The organism is Kribbella sp. NBC_00709 (genome assembly GCF_036226565.1).
In the GTDB taxonomy this organism is placed as follows: domain Bacteria; phylum Actinomycetota; class Actinomycetes; order Propionibacteriales; family Kribbellaceae; genus Kribbella.
The window spans coordinates 992,084-1,011,816 of record NZ_CP108996.1 but is presented as its reverse complement, the minus strand read 5'-3'; the positions used below and the strand labels follow the sequence as shown (position 1 = coordinate 1,011,816).

Genomic DNA, 19,733 nt, shown 5'->3' with positions numbered 1-19,733 from the left:
CCTGCCGATGCGCAAGCCAGTTGCAGGTTGTTGCAAGTTGCTTGCCCGCGGTGAGCGGGGTGGGAAAGGATTCTCGCAGTCGGGGCACGAGGCTGGGGGAATGTTCCATGGACGCGCAGGTGCTGGCTGCACAGCAGTGGTTGAACGCGACGTACGGCGGGGTGGCCGGGTGGGTTCCGTTGGAGGAGGACGGCAACACCGGTTGGTCCGTGATGTACGGACTGCGGCGCGGCCTGCAGACCGAGCTGGGGATCTCGCCGGTCACCTCGGGGTTCGGACCGGCCACGACGGCGGCGTACAACGCGCAGATCGGGCGGATCGACGACGCGACGACGTCGGTGAATCTGCTGAAGCTGCTCAGCGCGGCCTTGTGGTGCAAGGGATATCCGGGACTATGGGCCGGCGCCGCGGTCAGCTTCGCCAACCTCAGCGTCTCGGTCGGCAGCGTGCGCGAGGATCTTGGACTGGGCTCGGCGAACCCGTCCGTCGACGTGAAGCTGATGGCCTCGCTGCTCACGATGGACGCCTACGTCAAACTCGGGCCGGGCACGACGCAGGTGCGCGACGTGCAGCGCTGGCTGAACGCGACGTACGTCGGTCGCAGGGACTTCGCGCTGGTGCCGTGCGACGGGATCTATTCGCGCGCGGTGCAGACCGCGACGACGTACGGACTGCAGTACGAGATCGGGATGGCCGACGGTACGGCGAACGGCAACTTCGGGCCAGGCGCCCGGGACGGGATCCGTACCCAGGCGACCGTGTCCGAGGGAACGACAGATGGCTCGAAGCGATTCGTCCGGCTGTACCAAGCGGTACTGCGCTTCAACCGGTACGACAGCCCGTTCAGTGGAAACTTCGACGGCGAGACCGCGCAATTGACCAGGGACTTTCAAGGATTCATGGAGCTGCCGGTCGACGGCGTCGGAAACTACAGCACCTGGTGCGCCCTGCTGGTCTCTTCCGGTGACACCACGATCAGCACGAAGGGCTTCGACACCAACGCGCAGCTCACCCTCGCCCAGGCTCAGGGCGCCGTGGCGAAGGGGTATACGCACGTCGGCCGGTACACGGTCGGTGCCGGAAAGTTCATCACCGCGCCCGAGCTCGACGCGCTGAAGAGTGCCGGCCTGAAGCTCTTCCCGATCCATCAGCGGTTCAACGACTCCCCCGAGGAGATGACCGAGGCGAACGGTCGTGCGCACGGGATCGAGGCCGTCGAACGGTGCCGTACCCTCGGTCTCCCGGCCGACAGCGTGGTGTTCTTTTCGGTCGACTTCGACGCGCTGGGCGAGACCGTCAACGGCCCGGTCGCTGACTACTTCCGTGGTGTCAAGGCGTCGATGGACACCACGATCAACGGTAAGTACGCGATCGGCGTGTACGGCACGCGCAATGTCTGCAGCACGATGCTCGACGAGGAGCTCGCGGAGGCGGCGTTCGTCGCGGGGATGTCCACCGGCTTCTCCGGCAACATGGGGTTCCCGATGCCGGCCGGCTGGCACTACAACCAGATCGTCGAGCTGACAGCCGGTTCGTACCCGGGCGCGCCGGGGATCGACAAGGACGTCGTATCCTCGCAAGCGACGCCGGTCGACCTCGGGCAGGTCACGTCGCCACCGATGGAACGCGACGGTTCCTCGTCAGCGACCGGCTTCGACTCCTTCTTCGAGTGGGTCGTCCGCGCCGAGGTCGCGGCCGAGCGCGCACTGTGCGAGGCGAGCAACGTCTTCAAAGACCTGCGCCCGTTCGTGATTTCTGTCCCTGACTTCATCGCGAACTACCTGCAGCAGCCGGAGTACTGGGCGCCGCAGTGGCAGGTCTACACTCCGCCACCGGGCACGGGCGACATCGCGCTGGCGCGCAACGTCGCCCAGCAAGGGATCGCGGACCTGGATCCGGCCAAGCCGCCGAGTACCCGGGACATCGCCCACTTCGCCGCAACCGTCCGGGGCTATGCAACCTGGGGACTTCCGAACGACCCGGCGAAGTACAACATCGGTGACCTCGGTGGATGGGCGCTCGACCTGCTGCAGATCTGGGGCTCGTTCGACAAGGCCCGGCAGGACACTCCCGCGTTGGACTTGACGGAATACCTGACTGCGCGGCTCGGCGTGGTCGGAAAGGACGGAGGGTTCGACTGGGCCGATGTCGTCGCAGACGCCGACGCGTACAACTTCTGCCGAGCTGATCAGGGGAGCGCGGACGCGATGTCGACCACCTTGCGCGTGCTGCTGAAGCTCACCAGCGGGCAGCGCATCGCGAAATTCTACTCGGACCGCTTCGGTGGATCGGAGGCAAACGTTGTCGCCACCTTCGGTGCGTTGCGCGACGGGCTGGAGATCGGCCCGTGGGACAACGTGCCGTTGACCGCCCAGGCGCTGATGGCGATGGCTCATGCCGATCGGATGCCCAGTGTCGCCGAGGCGCAGACCTGTGCTCAGGTGTTCGCGAGGATGATGGACGCCCAGGGATGAGCGATCCGAGCGGCGAGGGGCATGGCACGTTGATGGCTGGAGACGGTCAAGATCCGGACGACCAACTCGGTGCGCGGGCGGGTGCGGGTCGGGGCGCGACGTACCGCCGTGGCGGGCTTCTCGCGGGCCAAGCGTGCCTGCTGATCGGCGCCGGGGTCGGGGTGCTCGCGTTCGGTTGGGTCGGCGCCGGCCTGAGCTTCTACCTGACCACCGTCGATCCACGAGGCGGCATCGAGCTGGGAAAGCCCTTGGACCCGACCTGGGCAGCCCTCGTCCTCTGGATGGTGGTGACGCTGGTCGCGACGACCGGACTGCCCCGACGGCGCGAGGGATCGAAGGCTGGTGGGAAGTCGTGGCGCCGGGCGCGGGGTGGCGCCGGCGCGGCGGTCGTTCAGGGGGTCGGCGGTGCGATCGTGATCGGTGGGACGCTGCTCGGATACCTCCTGAGCCACCCGTACACGTTCGGTGGTTCGGACACTCCTTGTACCTCTGCCTCCTGTTGGCCCCAGCGGCCGCAGGCACTCGCGCTGACGGTGCCTGGGCTGGCCGCCGGCCTGGCCCTGATCGTGATGGCCTTTCTGGTCAACCGCCTGCCGTGGTGGATCCGGGCTGTCGTCCCGGCCGCGGTGTGGCTACTTCTTCTCTCGCTGCAGTACGGGATCTGGGACGCAACCTTGCTGCCGATCTTCCAAGGACCACCGCGATGACGAGGGGTGTGGGGCAGATGAAGCGACGAACAGTGCTGCAGGGGAGCGTGGCCGGGGCGGTGGCGGCCGCGACGTCTGTTGCTGGTGGCAATCAAGCGCGTGCGGCGACGCCGGCCGGGGTGGGCGCGCGGACGGGTGTGACGCCGACCGGACCGGACGCGGTCCGGGTCGTCAACGGTCCGGCTGGTCAGACCGTGCGCGTGCCTGCTGAGCTGGGAGTCGAGCTGACGGTCGGTCCTGGCGGCGGGCGGAGCCGGGTCGCTCTGACGTACGACGAGCGTCTGTACACCGCGGTGCCGCGGCCGGTTCTCGTGCTCGGCCGGCAGGTGATTCCGCTGGATGCGCGGTCGATGGCAACAGGGCCCGCGCACGGACGGATGGTTGAGATCCGGCTGCCCGAGTTGGCTCCCGGGAGGTACACACTGCACGCGGGCGGGATGACGCCGGCGCGCTTCCCGCTGGATCTGATCGCCGACCCGTTGCCGACCGAAGTGACGGTGAGCGAAGCGACCGGGGCACTGACAGCTCAGGTGCTGAGCGAGCGGGCGAGCGCACAGGGTTTGCCGTGGGGAGTCCAGCTCGGTGCCGCGTGGCAGCAGGCACGGTGGGGCGACGATTACTACGCGTGGTACCCCTCGCTGGTCACACTCCACTCGGTCGGACCGGGTGTCGTACCGCCCGGCTCTCGGGTGCGGTTGACGGTCGACCAGAGGATCTTCGAGGCGGCGCAGATCACGTCCGCCAGCGGAAGCAACGGTGAGCGGATCGGTGGGGTCGCGCGGCGCGCCACGGTCGCCGACCGCCTCACGGCAACGTGGACCCTGCACGCCGCCGTCGCATCCGGCAGCAGAATCACGCTCACTTGTGTGCCCGGGCTGCGGGCGCCGCTGGGACCGTTGGAGTACGCCGAGCCGCCGTTGGTCGAGTTTCTGCCGCCCAGGCAGTCGAAAGCTCCACAACGCCTGACCGGTGAAGAAACTCAGACCCGAGCCGACGACGTTTACTCCTCCGCGACACGAGCCCTCTTCGCTCCCGCCTGAACGGCTCCGTCCAGGCTCGAACGTCCGATCGGGTGGTGGAGGATGTGCTTCGTGGCGAACCGAGGTGAAGTTCTGGCGGAGCTGGCCGGAGAAGTCTTGGCCGTGGAGCGGGCGCATCCGGTCCGGGTCGCGATCGACGGGTGTTCGGCGGCCGGCAAGACGACACTCGGGGACGAGTTGGCCGACCTATTGCGCGGGCGGAGCGAGCGCGCGATCATCCGGGCGGGTATCGACTACTTCAAACGCGCGCCCGAGCTGCGGACGGCGTACCCGATCGACTCGCCGGAGAGCTACTACCTGGACATGTGGGACTACGACGCGGTCCGCAACCAGCTCCTGCTCCCGCTCGGCCCGGACGGCGACCGCCGCTACACAGCAGCGATCCGCGACAGCTCCGCCCGAACCGTCCTCGACTCGCCCGTCCAGACCGCCCCACCCGACGCGGTTCTGCTCGCAGACGGCGCCTTCCTCCAACGCCCCGAGCTCGACGACTACTGGGATCTCCGCATCTACGTCCACGTCGGTTTCGACACCGTCCTGCGCAGAGGAACCGCCCGCGACCAGGCCTGGATGACCTCAGCCGAAGAAGCCAGACAGCGCTACCTCAACAGATACATCCCCGGCGAACGAATGTACGTCGCCGAAGTCCACCCGGCCGACCGCGCCCAACTGGTCGTGAACAACGAGGATCCATCGACACCGATCATCACCCGCCCATGACCTCAACACGCTTCGCGGCTGGCGTGGCCTGAGAGGGCCTTGCCGATCTGGAGGTCGGCGCCTTGGCCCTCGATGAACTTGCCGACTGTCCAGCGGGTGCAGGTCTGTCCGTCAGGTCCGTCCTCCGCGTTCTGCGTGCTGACGAAGGAGACCTGGGCCAGTTGCCGGCCGTCGGTCGCGGTGCCGAGTCCGACCAGCGTGATCTCGGAGTCCACGGTAGAGCGAAAGCCGTCCGTGAACTGTTTGCGGCTCTGCGTCGCTCGGGCGGCACGGGTGAGGAGTACCTGGTAGCTGTCGTAGTCGTGGTTGTTGATGGCGGTGAAGTACGACGTCAGCAGCCGGACGACATCGGCCGCGGTGGGATCCTGCGCGGCCTCGGGCGCGACCGCGATCAGTTCGTTCCCCACCTCTGGGGTCGCGGTCGTCTCGGCGGGTACGGGCGTGGGCTCGCTCGTCTCGTCCTCCGTTGCCGGAGGCACCCAGGGGTCGGTCGGGGTCTCCTCCGCGGGTTCGATGTAGCCGTCGGGCGTCAGCCGCTGGTTGTACAGGGTCTGCTCGGTCGCGGCCGCCGTCGCCCGTCCGATCAGGGCGTCGGCGCCGAGGATTCCACCGGTGACGAGCACCGCAAGAACCATGGTCAGCCCGACGAACCAGCTCGTCCCGTGTCCGGGCGGACCGTCGGCCGAGCGCGTTTCGCCGGTGTCCTTGAAACCGGTGTCCTTGAAAGCAGCCTCGCAGTGGGAGCAGACCTCGTCCCCCTGCGCCCGGCGTGTGCCGCAGGATGTGCAGTAAGCAGGCATTGCGTGTCCCCCCGGACGGTCAGAAGATCGCGGCAACCGCCTGCTGGACCACGGTCACCGCGCCGCTGATCGTGGCGATCGACGTGGCGCCGGATGCGATCAGTTCCAGCAGACGCAGTACCGACTTCTTGTCAGGCTTGTCCTTGGCCAGTTCGTGCTCGGCGAGTTCGGCCACCGCGATGGTTTCGCCGGGGCGCTCCAGCCGCTCCGACTGTGCGTGCAGCAGTTCGAGGAGCTGGGACATCCCGGCTCGCGCGTCGGCGAGCGACTCCGCGGACACCGCCGAGATGTTCGTCGCGGTGGCGCCTTCGCCGGCTGCCATCGCGCCGGCGGTGATCTGCCCACCGGAGACCCGGATTCCGTAGTTCTTCTCCATCAGTGCTCAGTTCCTTCCGGCTGCGTCGGTGACGCTCTGCTTGGCCGAGTTGGCGGCTCTCATCAGGACGGAGCTCGCGCGGGCGCCGGTCCCGACCGCGAGGCTCTCGGCTTTGACAGTGCCGCCGTCGGCGACGTACACGCCGTGGTTCTCGATCGTTGTCCGGTGCTGGCTCAGCTCGGCTGTGTCGATGCCCTTGGACTCGAGGAAACGGGCCAGCGACTGGAGCAGCCGCCGCTCGATCACCTTGGTGTACAGGTCGTTGTCGAGCTGCTGGAAGTACCGCTGGTACCGGTGATCGCTGACCGTCTCGCGCGGGCTCCGCGGGGCGCCGTAGTTGAACCGGAGCGAACTGAAGATCTCCCGCCGTTGCCTGGACCTGTGCAGAGCGTCCGTGATCGGGCTCAGCAGTTGCGCCGCGATCGCGAACGGGGCGCGCAGTACGTGCCCGGGCGTACGCCAGAACGCGCGCCCGCCGATCCGGATCGCCTGGCGCACGGTCGGCTGCGGCAGCAGCCTGTCCACCTCCTGGAACTCGTCGCGTACCGGAGCCAGCAGACAGTGGCTGACCTCCATGAACAGCTCTTGCGGCGTCACGACGAATCGCAAGAACGTCGAGAGGACGAGCTGTCCGCGCCAGCCGCTCACCTGGATGGTCAGGTACGGGCGGGCCTGGTCCTCGGGCTCCAGCGTCAGGCTGCGGACCTGCGATCGATCGACCGCCGGCTTCGGTACGCCGAGCTGGTCAGGAAGGAACCGGCGATCACCGCGGATGTCGCGGCCGTCCACGAAGACGCGGTCGGACATCGTGACCCTGCCCGTACGGAGATCACGCAATTGCTGCTGGACGAAGTCGTGCACCTCCAACGAGGTGAAGGACTCCGCGATGCGCCCCGCGGCTGCTTGGTGCGTGTCGAGAGCGAACGACCAGGCATCAAGAGGTACGCCGCATCCGACGAACGGTGTGTAGCCGCTGTAGACGCTGACGTTTCCCTGACCGGCTGCGGCGACCTGCTTGAGGCGCCGACCGAGTTTGCTGTTGCCTGCGGGCGATATCGCGTCCGGCTGGAACCGGCCCGGGCGGAGGTCGTGCGCGACCACGCCGTACGTCGCGACCAGGGTCTCGCCGACGACGACCACCCAGCACAGTGCGAGCGCCAGCAGCAGTACGACGTACTTCGAGCTGTAGAGACTCCACACGGCGCCGCAGATCAGCAGCGTGAGCAGGAGATCGCGGATCAGATGACGTTTCCGCGCCGCGACGGCGTGCAGGATCACCGGTACCAGGTCGACGTCCGGTGAGGACGGCGGAGCCGTGAACTCCTCGTCCACGATCTCGCGGATCACCTGGTTGGCGAGCCGGCTGTCCAGCTGCACGGCCGCGCACAAGTAGCGGGTGGCATCCGACGGTGGTGATTCTCCGGGCGGTCGCGCAGTTTCGTCGACCGCGGGAAGCGGCACTCCACACGTGCCGCAGTAGGTGGCGCCGGCCCGATTGCCCGCACCACAAGAACGACAGTTCTGCATTTGTATTTCCCCCCAACCGGACTGAACGGTACGGCGATCACCGGTTCTGGTCCAGCGGTTGGGCAAAGGCAACGAAACTTGACGCAAGCGCTCATTGGAAACGCCGCCCGGTTGCGAACTTGGGTGCTGATAGCAACTAGTGTTCGGCGGATCCGCCTGCGCCAGTTGAATTCTGGCGCGCGCGGTGGGCGGCGGCTTTGACCCGGCTCTGGCATTGGGGGGAGCAGAAGCGGCGTTGGCCGTTCTTGGATACGTCCACGAAGACGCGGTCGCAGTGGGGGGCCGCGCAGACGCCGAGCCGGCCGGCCAGGTCGCTGCCGACGGCGAGCGCGAGACCGGCGACGCATCCGGCTGACCAACCGTTGGCCAACTGCTCGTCGGGGCCGTGGAAGTGCAGGCTCCACGGGCGGTCCCGGCCGCGGTCCAGCTGTGGCCGGGCGTTGGTGTCGAGCAGCAGCACGTTGATCTCCGTTGCGGCCGCGTCGAGATCGTCGGCGTTCACGGCCTCGAAGACCAGCCGCATCCTTCCCGCCAGCTGCACCAGCCGCCGGGCGTCGTCCACCGGGACCGACTTCGGCGGATAACCGATCGCGGTCAGGGCGTCGGCGACCGCTGTCGTGACGGACTTGGGGTCGTCGGCGGGTGCGGCGTACGCGGCGCCGCCGGAGTACCCCGGGGTCAGCCGGTTCACGTACTCGACTGCCGCTGCCAGCACATTGCGGGCATGACTATCAAAAGACACTTGACCAGTCACGCTCAACCTCCGTAGTCTCGAACTTGCGTGACCGATCATATCCCTTTAGACAGTCATGGAGTTGTGATGAGTGCTGCTGCCACGCTGACCGCGCCGTGGCGTGGGCTGTCGCGGACCGTCTGGATCCTCGTCGTCGCCCGCGCGGTGAACCGGATCGGCGCGTTCACGTTGCCGTTCCTGGGCGTGGTGCTCACGGTCGAGTTCGGCGCTTCGCTCGCTCGGACCGGCCTGATCCTCGCCGTGTTCGGCGCCGCGACGATCCCGTCCCGGCTGCTCGGCGGCCAGCTGGCCGACCGCCTCGGTCGTCGCGGGACCATCGTCCTCGGACTGACCGGCTGCGCGATCGCACAGCTCTGGATCGCGCTGAGCCACACCTTGTGGTCGGCGGTCTTCGCGACGATCCTGCTCGGCCTCGCCTTCGAGATCTACGAGCCACCCAGCCAAGCGATGATCGCCGACGTCACCGATCCCGCGAACCGTCCGGCCGCGTACGGCCTCTACAGCGCGGCACTGGCCGCCGCGGGTGTGCTGGCTGGTCTGCTCGCTGCCGCACTCAGCCACTGGGATCTCCGCTGGCTCTTCGTCGCCGATGCGATCACCTGCCTGTCCTGCGCCGCGCTGGTTGCGCTCGCCCTGCCGGACCTGCAGCGCGTCAAGGCGCATACCACCTCCGCGGTCGCGGTCTGGCGCGATCGTCGACTGCTGCTCCTCCTCGCCGGCGGCACGATCTTCGCGACCATCTACATGCAGATCATCATCGGACTGCCGCTGACCCTGGTCGAGCAAGGTCTCCCGAAGTCCGGCATCGGGATCATCCTGGCCATCTCCGCGGTCACGCTGATCGCGGCGCAACGGCTGCTCCGCGTCCAGCACCTCGGCGACTTCCAATCCATCGCCGTCGGCTACGTGCTGCTTGCCGTCGGCCTGGTCGTCTGTGCGATCGCAGCCAATCTCGCAGTCTTCGTGATCGCCGCGATCCTCTGGAGCCTCGGCGACCTCTTCCTCCTGACCCGCTACCTCACGCAAGCCTCGGGGCTCGCGCCCGACCAGGCCCGCGGCCGGTACCTGGCCGTCTTCGGACTGAGCTGGGGGATCGCGACCACGATCGCCCCGCTCACCGTCACCCAACTCCTCGAACGAACCGGCCCGACCGGACTCTGGCTGACAAGCGCTGCCGTTGCCGTCGTACTCGCGGGACTCCAGCCGTGGTTCAGGAAGCGACTGGCTCCAGCCTGACCGTCAGACCCTTCGCGACCGGGGTGTTGCTGCCCTTCGCGAGATCATCGGCCGACATCAGCACGTTGGTCTCCGGGTAGTACGCCGCCACGCAACCGCGCGCGGTCGGGTAGGACACCAGCCGGAAGTGCGATGCGCGTCGTTCGACCCCACGGAACTCGCTGACGATGTCGACGTACCCGCCGTCCTCGAGACCGAGCTCGGCGAGGTCGTCCGGGTGCACGAAGACGACCTCGCGGGTCCCGTGGACGCCGCGGTACCGGTCCTCGAGGCCGTAGATCGTGGTGTTGAACTGGTCGTGGCTGCGCATCGTCTGCAGCAGCAGCCGGCCGGGTGCCGTCGGCAACCAACTCAACTCGTTCGCGGTGAACTGCGCCCGCGCGTCGGAGGTCTTGAACTCGCGCTTGTCCCGGGCGGCGTGCGCGAGCAGGAATCCGCCCTCGTTCGCCCGCAGGCGTTCCTCGAAGTCCTCGTACCCGTCGGCCACCCGGCCGATGCGCTGCCGGATCAGGCTGTAGTCCTCGGCGAAGTCGGCCCACGGAATCAGCCCGACATCCGGTACGACGGCCCGCGCGAGAGCGCAGATGATGCCGATCTCCGACTTCAGCTCGGGCCCAGGAGGGACCAGGTTGCCGGTGGACAGATGTACCGCGCCCTGCGAGTCCTCGACCGTCACCGACTGCGCACCGGCGGCCGTGTGGTCGTGATCGGTCCGTCCGAGCGTCGGAAGGATCAGAGCCTCGCGACCCGTGACGGTGTGCGAGCGGTTGAGCTTCGTCGACACGTGCACGGTCAGGTCGCACTCGCGCAGGCCGCGATGCACGACCTCGGTGTCGGGTGTCGCGGACGCGAAGTTCCCGCCCATCGCGAAGAACACGCGCACCGCGCCGTCCCGCAGCCGCTTCACCGTCTCGGCCGCGTCGATGCCGTGCTCCCGCGGCGACGTGAAGGAGAACTCGGTGTCGAGCTTGTCCAGGAACGCGTCCGGCACCTTCTCCCAGATGCCCATGCTGCGGTCGCCCTGGACGTTCGAGTGGCCGCGCACCGGGCACGGACCGGCGCCGGGCTTGCCGATGTTTCCCTGCAGCAGCAGCACGTTGACGATCTCGCTGATCGTCGCGACCGCCTCCCGGTGCTGGGTCAGCCCCATCGCCCAGCAGATCACCGTCGCCTTGGACTTGATGAACCGCTGGGTGAACTCCTCGATCTCGGCGCGCCGCAGCCCGGTCGCCAGCTCCACAGCCGGCCAGTCGAGCTCGGTGTTGTGCTTGGCGTACAGCTCGTACCCGCTGGTGTGGCTGTCGATGAAGGACTTGTCCAGCACGGTCCCCGGGTTCGCCGCCTCGGCCGCGAGCAGAAGGTGGCCGACGGCAAGGAACAGCGCCTGGTCGCCGCCGATCCGGATCTGCAGGTGCTGGTCGGCCAGCTTCGTCCCCTTGCCGACCCAGCCGCGCGGGGCCTGCGGGTTCTTGAAGTTCATCAGGCCGGGCTCGGGCAGCGGATTCACCGAGACGATGTCGCCGCCGTTGCGTTTCGCGATCTCGAGGTGGCTGAGCATCCGGGGTGCGTTGGTGCCCGGGTTCTGGCCGACGACGACGATCAGCTCGGCCTCTTCGAGCATCTCCAGCGTGACGGCGCCCTTGCCGCTGCCGATCACCCGGGACAGCGCCGTACCGGACGATTCGTGGCACATGTTCGAGCAGTCGGGCAGGTTGTTGGTGCCATAGGCGCGGACGAAGAGCTGGTAGAGGAACGCGGCCTCGTTGCTGGTCCGGCCGGAGGTGTAGAAGACGGCGTCGTTCGGGTCGACGAGGGCCTCCAGGTGACGGGCGACGACCTGGAACGCCTCCTCCCAGCCGACCGGCTCGTAGTGGGTCGCCCCGGCCCGGAGCAGCATCGGCTCGGTGATCCGGCCGAGCTTGCCGAGCTCGAACTCGGAGATCCCGTCCATGGCCTCGACCGAGTGCTCGGCGAAGAACGCCCGCGGCACCCGCTTGCGGGTCGCCTCCCAGGCCACCGCCTTGGCGCCGTTCTCGCAGAACTCGGCCGCATGTTTGCGCTTGTGGTCAGGGTCCGGCCAGGCGCAGGACGGGCAGTCGAAGCCGCCGTCCTGGTTCATCTTCAGGAAGACCTTGCCGGTCCGGGCCGGGCCCATCTCGCGGAGACCGAACTTGAACGAGGACAGCACGGCGGGGACGCCGGCCGCCTTCTTCTTCGGCTGTTCGATATCGACCATGTTTCAACAATAGGTCCAGCTATCACTGTCCGCAGGTTTGATAGCCGGGGTTGTGGACAAGTGGCGTGCAGGACCACTGAGCAGGGCCTGGATGTGTGGCCGCAACCCATAGTGCGCCGCGGCTTGAATTTCTACAGTCGTCGCTCATGGAGACCCGTCGAGCCCTCGTCACCGGTGCCGCGTCAGGCATCGGCGCCGCCTGCGCCCAACGCCTGGCGGCGGACGGCGTCCACGTGATCGCGGTGGACCACGACCGGGCCGGTCTCGCTGCGCTGGACGGCGTCGAGGCAGTCGTAGCCGACCTGTCGGACCTGGAGCGGCTGTCCGAGCTGCCGACGGACATCGACATCCTGGTGAACAACGCCGGCGTACAGCAGGTCGCACCGATCGAGCAGTTCCCGCCGGAGCGGTTCAGCTACATCATCCGGCTCATGCTGGAGGCGCCGTTCCGGCTGATCCGGCAGACGCTTCCACACATGTACGGCGCCGGCTGGGGCCGCGTGGTGAACATCAGCTCGGTCCACGGACTCCGGGCCAGCCCGTTCAAGGCGGCGTACGTCGCGGCGAAGCACGGGCTGGAAGGCCTGAGCAAGGTCGTTGCACTGGAGGGTGCGACGCACGGGGTGACCAGCAACTGCGTCAACCCGGCCTACGTCCGTACGCCGCTGGTGACTGCACAGCTGGCGGACCAGGCCGCGACACACGGCCTGTCGGAGTCGGAGGTGCTGGACAAGGTCCTGCTCGAGCCGGTCGCGGTGAAGCGGCTGATCGAGCCGGCCGAAGTGGCGGAACTGGTGGCCATGCTGTGCGGCCCGGCGTCCGCCTCCATCACGGGGAGCTCGTTCGTACTGGACGGCGGCTGGACCGCCCACTAACACTGTTTGGAGCCCGCCCCATGACAGCTACAGAACCGGTCCGCACCCGTACGTCGATCGTCCGGGTAGTGGGCGCGAGTCTCGTCGGTACGACGGTCGAGTGGTACGACTTCTTCCTGTACGGCGTCGCCGCATCGGTGGTGTTCGGCGACCTGTTCTTCCCGAAGGGCGAAGAGCTCAGTGGGACTCTTCTGAGCTTCGCCACCTTCGCCGTCGGCTTCTTCGCGCGGCCGATCGGCGGCGTGGTGTTCGGGCACTTCGGCGACCGGCTGGGGCGCAAGCAGCTGCTCGTGTTGTCGCTGCTGATGATGGGGCTCGCCACCTTCGCCATCGGCCTGCTGCCGACGTACGCACAGGTCGGATCGCTCGCACCGATCCTGCTGACCGTACTGCGGCTCATCCAGGGCTTCGCGCTGGGCGGTGAGTGGGGTGGCGCCGTACTGATCGTCTCCGAGCACGGTGATCCTGCCAGGCGTGGCTTCTGGGCGTCCTGGCCGCAGGCTGGTGCGCCGGCCGGCCAGCTGATCGCGAACGGCGTACTGGCCGCGCTGGCCGCGTTCCAGTCGGATGCTGACTTCAATGCGTGGGGCTGGCGCATTCCGTTCCTGCTGTCCGCAGTACTCGTGCTGGTCGGTCTGTGGGTGCGGATGCGGATCGAGGAGTCGCCGGTGTTCCAGGAGGCGCGGGCCAAGCAGGAGCCTGCGGACAAGCTGCCGCTGCTGGAGGTGCTCACGCGCTACCCACGTGAGGTCCTGACGGCGATGGGTGCGCGGATGGCGGAGAACGTCAGCTACTACATCTTCACGATCGTGATCGCGACGTACGCGAAGGAACACCTCGGGATGGGCAAGTCCTTCGCGCTGAACGCAGTACTGATCGGTGCCGCGATCCACTTCTTCGCGATCCCTGCGTGGGGTGCACTGTCGGACCGCATCGGCCGCCGGCCGGTCTATCTGATCGGTGCTGTTGGCGTGGGAGTCTGGGTGTTCGTCTTCATCGCGCTGATCGACACTCGCAACTTCGCGCTGGCGACTCTTGCAGTGACCGTGGGGCTGATCTTGCACGGTGCGATGTACGGACCACAGGCGTCCTTCTTCACCGAACTGTTCGGGACCCGGGTGCGGTACTCCGGTGTCTCGGTGGGCTACCAGCTCGCGTCGATCATCGCGGGCGGCCTGGCGCCGTTCATCGCGGTGGCACTGCTCAAGGCATACGACTCGGGCTATGCGATCGCCGTGTACGTCGCAGCGTGCGCAGTGATCTCGATCGTCGCGGTCACGTCGTACTCCGAAACGCATCGCCGCGACCTCACTACGCTGTAGGACCATGGAGGAGCTTCTGCGGCTGCTGGCCGAGGATGCGCCCGGGAGCGAGCTGGCCCGGGCGGCGGGCGAGGACGCGGTGGCGCGCGACCTCGCCCTGCGCATCCGGGCGGGCATGGACGCCAGCAAGAAGCGTGAGGCCGAGCTGTCCACCTTGGTCGACATCGCCCGGGAGCTTGCCTCCGCTCGCGATCCAGGAAGCGTCCTGGACACCATCGTCCACAGAGCCCGGACGCTGATCGGCACGGACGTCGCCTACCTGACCTTGTACGACCCTGCCCGCGGCGACACCTACATGCGGGCCACCGATGGATCGGTATCGGCTGCGTTCCAGCAACTGCGGCTCCCGCTCGGCGCCGGGCTCGGCGGACTGGTCGCAAAGACGTACAAGCCGTACTGGACGGCCGACTACCCCTCCGACCACCGCTTCCGGCACACCACGTCCATCGACGACGCGGTGGGGGAGGAGGGACTGATAGCGATCTGCGGTACGCCGCTCATCGTGGACGGAGCGTTCGTCGGCGTACTGTTCGCGTCCAACCGCACCCGGCGGCCCTTCGGCCGCGAAGAGGTCTCACTGCTCGGTTCGCTGGCCACACTGGCCGCTGTGACGATCGTGCAGGTGCGGGCCGCAGCCGAGACAGCGGCGGCCTTGGACCAGTTGTCCGCGGCGCATGCCGGTGTGGAGCACGCGGCCGCGGCCCACGACCGCTTCGCCGGGATCGTGCTGTCGGGAGGCGACGTCGACGCGATCGCCGCCGCGCTGGCCGAGCTCCTGAATGTCTGGGTCGTCCTGGTCGATGCTGTCGGCAACGAGTTGGCCTCGGCCGGTGATGCGGGCCGCGCCGCGGTGCCCTGGCAGGAGTCCGACTCCGGCCGCCTGACCCGGATCGGTGACTGCTGGGTCGTCGCGGCGACCGCAAAGGGCGAACGCCTTGGCGCACTGGTGATCGGCGGCGTCGACGAACTGTCCGGTGCGGATCAGCGCATCGTCGAACGCGCCGCCGTGGTCACCGCACTGGTGTTGCTCTTCCGTCGCCAGGCCGCCGAGCAATCCCAACGTGCACAGGCGGATCTCCTCACCGATGTGCTGAGTGGCAGCGCTGACCCGAGGACACTGACCGATCGCCTGCGTCTGCTCGCGCCGAACCACCGCCACGACCATCTCGTCGTGGCGGTGTGCTGTGGCGATCACTCCGCCGTACGTGCTCGGCTCTCAGCTCCGCTGGAGGACCGGATGGTGCTGTCCGGACCGTACGGCGGAAACCTCGTGCTGGTGCTTGCTCGCACCGACCCGGCATCGGCCGCCCGTGAGCTGTCCGAGGTCGCGAAGCGGACCGGTGCGACGATCGCGGCGACCGGACCGGCGAGTTGGACCACCCTGGTCGACGCACATCGACAGGCTGCCCGACTCACGGCCACCATGCTCCGGCTCGGTCGTACTGGCGAGTGCGCGACACCTGACGACCTCGGTGTCGCCGGCCTGATCGGTGCCGCGGACGTCGACGTACGGGCGCATGTGCAGCACGTCCTCGGCGCGGTACTCGAGTACGACGAGCAGCGCGGCACCGATCTGGTCGGCACACTGCATGCGTACTTCGCAGCCGGTCAGAGTCCGACCCGAGCAGCGACGTCGCTGCACATCCACCCCAACACGGTCCAGCAACGCTTGGACCGCGTCGCCGCCCTACTGGACGACGACTGGCAATCCCCGGACCGGTCCCTCGACATCCAGGTAGCCCTTCGCCTGCGGGCCGCACTCGGCTGAGAGCGTCACTCAGGGGACGAGCACGAGGCGGCCGCGGACACCTCCCTTGGTGAGTCGCCGGTAGGCCTCCGGTGCGTCCTGCAAGGAGTAGGTCTCGGCGACGCGAGTGGAGATGACACCTGCCTCAGCCAGTTCGACCAGTCGGGTCAGGTCGTGGCGGTTGGCATGCAGGAACAGCTGCAGGACAGTGATTGCGCGGAGGTGCGGTGGTCGTGGTCCGGGTTGCAAATGGACGTGCAGCCCGCCGTTGCGCACTGCCTCCTGCGCACCGACCCCGATGATCGCCGCATCCACGAGAGAGTCCACGCCGGCTGGGACGATCTGCCGGACTGCGGTTGCCAGGTCAGCAGAACGCGGTACGAAGTGGTCCGCACCGAGTCGTCGTACCAGCTCCTCGTCCTGGTCGCCTGCGGTCGCGATGACTGTCAGGCCTTGGTGCTTGGCCAGCTCGACCGTGTAGCCGCCGACGCCACCGGCGGCACCCGTCACCAGCACGGTCTGTCCGTCGACTGCGTTCAGCGCCTGCAAAGCAGTGATCGCGTTCAGAGGGACCGTCGCGGCGGCGACGGGATCCAGAGTGGTAGCTGCGACCGCATCCGCATCCAGTACGACGTACTCCGCGTGGGTCTTGAGTGATCGGCCGAGCAGATCGGCCAGACCGATGACCGTCGTACCAGGTGCGAGCTCCACCCCGGCTCCGACCGCATCGACCGTGCCTGCGACGTCCCAGCCGAGGCCGAACTGCTCCCGCGGTGCAGTCAGGCCGAACTGCACGGCGAGGCCGGCGCTGACCGCCAGGTCCACCGGGTTGACCCCGGCAGCGGCCACCTTGATCCTGACCTGTCCTGCAGCCGGCTCGGGTACGTCGGTCTCGATCAGCTCGATCGCGTCCGGGCCGTCGAGGCGGCGGGCGACGAGTGCGCGCATAACGTTCTCTCCTTCTCGGTGGTTTTCACACCACTGTGGGAGAGTTACTCTCTATCGGTAAGTACGCACTTTGGAGTGCCTATCGCACGATGAGGAGAGCCATGCCCACCCGCACCGCCGCGCAACGCCGCGAAGAGGCAGCCCGCGAGTACGACGCGTTCCTGGCGGCCTGCCCAGCGCGGCAGCTCCTCGACCGCATCAGCGACAAGTGGGTGACCCTCGTTCTCACCGCGCTCGCCGACGGCCCGCAGCGGTACTCCGACCTGTCCCGCCGGATCGCCGGTGTCAGCCAGAAGATGCTGACCCAGACACTCCGCTCCCTCGAGCGCGACGGCCTGATCACCCGCTCGGTCACACCATCCGTCCCGGTGCGCGTCGACTACGAGCTCACGTCGCTCGGCCACACCCTGATGCCGCTGATCGCCTCCATCAAGACCTGGGCCGAAACCCACATGCCGCAGGTCAACGCGGCCCGCAGCTCGTACGACGACGTGTGCGCCTCCGCATGACCGAGCCCGAAGCTGACCGGCGCGTTGTGGTTGTCGTCGTCCCCGCCACCGGGACCTGGGCTCCGCCCGGCCGGGATCCCGACGCGTGGCGGCTCGCGCTGGCCGAGGACACGTACGAAGTACTCGCAGCATTGGACCGCGTCGACGTAGCAGTCGCAGTCACCGGCGGGGACGAGGCAGCGGTGGCAGAGGTGAATGCGCTGACCTGGCCGGGCACACCGACGTACGCGGTGCATCCGGAGCGACCCGTGCTGCACGCGGTTGAGCTCGCCGGCCCGGCTGCCGCAGTGGTCGCGGTGTCGCACGACGTACCCGATCTGCCCGGCCTCCTGATCGGCAAGCTCTTCCGCGCACTCAGCACTGCAGATATCGCCGTGACGCCTGCCGAAGACGGCTCGCTCGCGGCCATCGGAACCAAGCTGCCGGTCGCGGACTGGGTCGCCGAACTCGCACCGACGTTCGACACGCCCCTGGCGGTTCTCGAAGCCCACAAGCCTCGCCGGCACGCCGTCGCGATCGGCCCCGGTTGGCACCGTCTGCGATCTGCCGTTGACATAGCGCGACTGGACCCGGGCCTCGAGGGCTGGGACGCGACCAGGTCGCTGCTGCGTCGTTCCTGAGGTCTGTCGGGTGAACGGCCGACACGTGTCGGCCGGGTGGCCAGGGGCGTCGGGCGTTCACCCGCTGTGACGCGGGACTTGCAGAGACGAGTCTTTGACGCGGCAGCAAGCATCATCCGGGGGGATGTGTGGGGCGGATCCGGCTGGATTTACAGGGGTCGAGCTGAGTCTTCGTTCGCGGCTGCCGCGCCTGGAAGACCCCGTCTCCGTCGCCTGCCGGAGCATCTGCAAAGGAAGTTGCATGAACTACCTCATTCGGGCCCTCACTGCCCGAACAGTCCGCCGTGCCCGCAGCCACACGGATCGGACCCGCGCCAGGAACCAGTCCGGCTTCACCCTGATCGAACTGCTCGTCGTGATCGTCATCCTGGGCGTCCTGTCCGGGGTCGTCGTCTTCGCCGTCTCGGGTATCCAGGACCGCGGCAACGCGGCTGCCTGCAAGACCGACAAGAAGAGCGTGGAGGTCGCCGTCGAGGCGTACTACGCGAAGAACGGCACCTACCCACCCGCCGGTGACCCCGGCTGGCTGGAGCTCACCGTCGGCGTCAACCAGCTGCTGCGCAGCCGCCCGGTCGGCGACGGCTACACCATCACCCTCGGCGTGAACGGCCTGGTCACCGCGGCCGGCGCCTGCACCTGACACCCACCCCGTACGGACGGATCGGCCGGAGGAGAACCGGTCCGTCCCGGGGACGTCGTGTTCCGGTCAGACGATCATGCCGAAGGGACGTCATGAGAATTCCTGTGCCTGGCAGCCGGGTGGACCTGTTGCTCGAGGAACTCTGGAACGCCGGTGGCACCGACCTGCTCCTCACCGTCGGAATGGCTCCGCAGCTCCGTGTCCACGGTGTCCTGCGCCCGGTGGCGGACAAGACGCCGTTGAGCAGGCGGGACACCGACGCGATGCTCGCCGAGATCCTGAACCCGCATCGCTCGAACGTCTGGCAGACGACGTACGAGCACGACTTCTCGTTCTCCTGGCGGGAGAACGCGCGGATCCGCGCGAACGCCTTCACCCAGCGCGGCGACACCGCACTCGCGCTGCGGGTCATCCCACGCAGCATCCCGACGATGTCCGAGCTGGGGCTGCCGCCGGTGGTCGGCTCGTTCGCCAAGCTGCATCAAGGTCTGGTCCTGGTCACCGGGCCGACCGGATCCGGCAAGTCGACGACGCTGGCGTCGGTCATCCACCAGATCAACACCGAGCGGGCCTGCCACATCATCACCATCGAGGACCCGATCGAGTACGTGCACGAACATCGCCGCTCGGCGGTGAACCAGCGCGAGGTCGGCAGCGACACGGCGTCGTTCCCGGATGCCCTGCGGGCCGCGCTGCGCGAGGATCCCGACGTACTGCTGGTCGGTGAGATGCGGGACCTGGAGTCGATCCGGTTCGCACTGACGATCGCCGAGACCGGCCATCTGGTCTTCGCGACCCTGCACACCAACGACACCGCCCAGTCACTGGCCCGCATCATCGACGTGTTCCCGCCCGAGCAGCAGTCCCAGGTACGGGTCCAGCTCGCCGCGGCGCTCAGCGGTGTCGTGCATCAGCGACTGATCCCGCGGGTCGGCGGCGGACTGGTCGCGGCGTTCGAGGTGATGGTCGCGAACGCCGGGATCCGCAACCTGATCAAGGAGGGCAAGACGCACCAGTTGCGCAACGCCCTGGTCACCGGCCGGCGCGAAGGCATGATCACGCTCGAGCAGTCCCTCTCGGAGCTGATCCTCGCCGGCCAGATCTCACCGGAGGACGCCTACGCCCGCAGCTCCCACCCGAAAGAGATCGAGCTCCGGCCAAGGGTTCGCTCCGCGGCGGTGCAGGCGTGATGAGGCACCGCG

General features: G+C 68.0%; 18 protein-coding genes. 12 read left to right on the top strand and 6 right to left on the bottom strand.

From position 1 onward, the window contains the following. Positions 1–107: 107 nt before the first annotated feature. The 4 genes from OHA18_RS04800 to OHA18_RS04785 are packed head-to-tail and all read left to right on the top strand — an operon-like array spanning position 108 to position 4,941. Positions 108–2,474: a glycoside hydrolase domain-containing protein gene (locus OHA18_RS04800; protein WP_329002422.1), complete on the top strand. Its 2,367-nt coding sequence runs from the start codon at positions 108–110 to the stop codon at positions 2,472–2,474. After that, positions 2,471–3,181: a hypothetical protein gene (locus OHA18_RS04795; protein WP_329002421.1), complete on the top strand. Its 711-nt coding sequence runs from the start codon at positions 2,471–2,473 to the stop codon at positions 3,179–3,181. The genes OHA18_RS04800 and OHA18_RS04795 overlap by 4 nt, the downstream gene beginning before the upstream one ends. A 17-nt stretch (positions 3,182–3,198) precedes the next feature. Beyond that, positions 3,199–4,221 carry a hypothetical protein gene (locus OHA18_RS04790; protein ID WP_329002420.1) on the top strand — a complete coding sequence of 341 codons (1,023 nt, stop codon included), beginning with the start codon at positions 3,199–3,201 and terminating at the stop codon, positions 4,219–4,221. Between the two features lie 51 nt (positions 4,222–4,272). After that, positions 4,273–4,941 (top strand): uridine kinase, encoded by a 669-nt coding sequence (locus OHA18_RS04785; protein ID WP_329002418.1) that lies wholly within the window; start codon positions 4,273–4,275, stop codon positions 4,939–4,941. Positions 4,942–4,943: 2 nt separating this feature from the next. Here OHA18_RS04785 and OHA18_RS04780 read toward each other — a convergent pair whose 3' ends face one another. The 4 genes from OHA18_RS04780 to OHA18_RS04765 form a co-directional block, all read right to left on the bottom strand. Next, positions 4,944–5,741: a hypothetical protein gene (locus OHA18_RS04780; protein WP_329002416.1), complete on the bottom strand. Its 798-nt coding sequence runs from the start codon at positions 5,739–5,741 to the stop codon at positions 4,944–4,946. A gap of 19 nt (positions 5,742–5,760) precedes the next feature. Then, a complete protein-coding gene (locus tag OHA18_RS04775) occupies positions 5,761–6,117 on the bottom strand; it encodes a hypothetical protein (protein ID WP_329002415.1) in 357 nt (118 codons plus the stop codon). Positions 6,118–6,123: 6 nt separating this feature from the next. Further along, positions 6,124–7,494 (bottom strand): hypothetical protein, encoded by a 1,371-nt coding sequence (locus OHA18_RS04770; protein WP_329002414.1) that lies wholly within the window; start codon positions 7,492–7,494, stop codon positions 6,124–6,126. Positions 7,495–7,780: 286 nt separating this feature from the next. Beyond that, positions 7,781–8,398: a CGNR zinc finger domain-containing protein gene (locus OHA18_RS04765; protein WP_329002413.1), complete on the bottom strand. Its 618-nt coding sequence runs from the start codon at positions 8,396–8,398 to the stop codon at positions 7,781–7,783. A 66-nt stretch (positions 8,399–8,464) separates the two neighbouring features. On the opposite strand from OHA18_RS04765, the gene OHA18_RS04760 reads away from it, so the two are divergent. Continuing rightward, positions 8,465–9,634, top strand: a complete 1,170-nt coding sequence (locus tag OHA18_RS04760) for an MFS transporter (protein ID WP_329002412.1) — start codon at positions 8,465–8,467, stop codon at positions 9,632–9,634. On the opposite strand, the gene OHA18_RS04755 is transcribed toward OHA18_RS04760, so the two are convergent. Next, complete coding sequence (locus OHA18_RS04755) at positions 9,609–11,870, bottom strand: FdhF/YdeP family oxidoreductase (RefSeq protein WP_329002411.1); 2,262 nt, start codon at positions 11,868–11,870, stop codon at positions 9,609–9,611. The two genes, OHA18_RS04760 and OHA18_RS04755, sit on opposite strands and share 26 nt — an antisense overlap. 146 nt (positions 11,871–12,016) lie before the next feature. Between OHA18_RS04755 and OHA18_RS04750 the strand changes: the two genes are divergently transcribed. The 3 genes from OHA18_RS04750 to OHA18_RS04740 are packed head-to-tail and all read left to right on the top strand — an operon-like array spanning position 12,017 to position 15,835. Next, positions 12,017–12,745: a 3-hydroxybutyrate dehydrogenase gene (locus OHA18_RS04750; protein WP_329002410.1), complete on the top strand. Its 729-nt coding sequence runs from the start codon at positions 12,017–12,019 to the stop codon at positions 12,743–12,745. Between the two features lie 20 nt (positions 12,746–12,765). Further along, a complete protein-coding gene (locus OHA18_RS04745) occupies positions 12,766–14,067 on the top strand; it encodes an MFS transporter (RefSeq protein ID WP_329002409.1) in 1,302 nt (433 codons plus the stop codon). 4 nt (positions 14,068–14,071) lie between these two features. Then, positions 14,072–15,835, top strand: coding sequence for a helix-turn-helix domain-containing protein (locus OHA18_RS04740; protein WP_329002408.1), 1,764 nt, complete (start codon positions 14,072–14,074; stop codon positions 15,833–15,835). A 9-nt stretch (positions 15,836–15,844) separates the two neighbouring features. Here the strand turns inward: OHA18_RS04740 and OHA18_RS04735 are convergent, their stop codons facing one another. Beyond that, positions 15,845–16,762, bottom strand: a complete 918-nt coding sequence (locus OHA18_RS04735; RefSeq protein WP_329002407.1) for an NADP-dependent oxidoreductase — start codon at positions 16,760–16,762, stop codon at positions 15,845–15,847. A gap of 101 nt (positions 16,763–16,863) precedes the next feature. Here OHA18_RS04735 and OHA18_RS04730 point away from each other — a divergent pair, with 101 nt between their 5' ends. The 4 genes from OHA18_RS04730 to OHA18_RS04715 all read left to right on the top strand — a co-directional run bounded on the left by OHA18_RS04730 (position 16,864) and on the right by OHA18_RS04715 (position 19,721). Continuing rightward, positions 16,864–17,271, top strand: a complete 408-nt coding sequence (locus OHA18_RS04730) for a winged helix-turn-helix transcriptional regulator (RefSeq protein WP_329002406.1) — start codon at positions 16,864–16,866, stop codon at positions 17,269–17,271. Then, positions 17,268–17,891 carry a DUF2064 domain-containing protein gene (locus OHA18_RS04725; RefSeq protein ID WP_329002404.1) on the top strand — a complete coding sequence of 208 codons (624 nt, stop codon included), beginning with the start codon at positions 17,268–17,270 and terminating at the stop codon, positions 17,889–17,891. Before OHA18_RS04730 ends, OHA18_RS04725 begins: the two co-directional genes overlap by 4 nt. A gap of 241 nt (positions 17,892–18,132) precedes the next feature. Further along, on the top strand, positions 18,133–18,531 hold the full coding sequence (locus OHA18_RS04720) for a type II secretion system protein (protein ID WP_329002402.1): 399 nt from the start codon (positions 18,133–18,135) through the stop codon (positions 18,529–18,531). A 92-nt stretch (positions 18,532–18,623) separates the two neighbouring features. Further along, a complete protein-coding gene (locus OHA18_RS04715) occupies positions 18,624–19,721 on the top strand; it encodes a type IV pilus twitching motility protein PilT (RefSeq protein WP_329002401.1) in 1,098 nt (365 codons plus the stop codon). Positions 19,722–19,733: the final 12 nt, after the last annotated feature.

Coding starts and splice junctions, on each gene's coding strand:
- OHA18_RS04800 (WP_329002422.1), top strand. CDS start 108: ATGGACGCGCAGGTGCTGGCTGCACAGCAGTGGTTGAACGCGACGTAC.
- OHA18_RS04795 (WP_329002421.1), top strand. CDS start 2,471: ATGAGCGATCCGAGCGGCGAGGGGCATGGCACGTTGATGGCTGGAGAC.
- OHA18_RS04790 (WP_329002420.1), top strand. CDS start 3,199: ATGAAGCGACGAACAGTGCTGCAGGGGAGCGTGGCCGGGGCGGTGGCG.
- OHA18_RS04780 (WP_329002416.1), bottom strand. CDS start 5,741: ATGCCTGCTTACTGCACATCCTGCGGCACACGCCGGGCGCAGGGGGAC.
- OHA18_RS04775 (WP_329002415.1), bottom strand. CDS start 6,117: ATGGAGAAGAACTACGGAATCCGGGTCTCCGGTGGGCAGATCACCGCC.
- OHA18_RS04760 (WP_329002412.1), top strand. CDS start 8,465: ATGAGTGCTGCTGCCACGCTGACCGCGCCGTGGCGTGGGCTGTCGCGG.
- OHA18_RS04755 (WP_329002411.1), bottom strand. CDS start 11,870: ATGGTCGATATCGAACAGCCGAAGAAGAAGGCGGCCGGCGTCCCCGCC.
- OHA18_RS04750 (WP_329002410.1), top strand. CDS start 12,017: ATGGAGACCCGTCGAGCCCTCGTCACCGGTGCCGCGTCAGGCATCGGC.
- OHA18_RS04745 (WP_329002409.1), top strand. CDS start 12,766: ATGACAGCTACAGAACCGGTCCGCACCCGTACGTCGATCGTCCGGGTA.
- OHA18_RS04740 (WP_329002408.1), top strand. CDS start 14,072: ATGGAGGAGCTTCTGCGGCTGCTGGCCGAGGATGCGCCCGGGAGCGAG.
- OHA18_RS04735 (WP_329002407.1), bottom strand. CDS start 16,762: ATGCGCGCACTCGTCGCCCGCCGCCTCGACGGCCCGGACGCGATCGAG.
- OHA18_RS04730 (WP_329002406.1), top strand. CDS start 16,864: ATGCCCACCCGCACCGCCGCGCAACGCCGCGAAGAGGCAGCCCGCGAG.
- OHA18_RS04725 (WP_329002404.1), top strand. CDS start 17,268: ATGACCGAGCCCGAAGCTGACCGGCGCGTTGTGGTTGTCGTCGTCCCC.
- OHA18_RS04720 (WP_329002402.1), top strand. CDS start 18,133: ATGAACTACCTCATTCGGGCCCTCACTGCCCGAACAGTCCGCCGTGCC.
- OHA18_RS04715 (WP_329002401.1), top strand. CDS start 18,624: ATGAGAATTCCTGTGCCTGGCAGCCGGGTGGACCTGTTGCTCGAGGAA.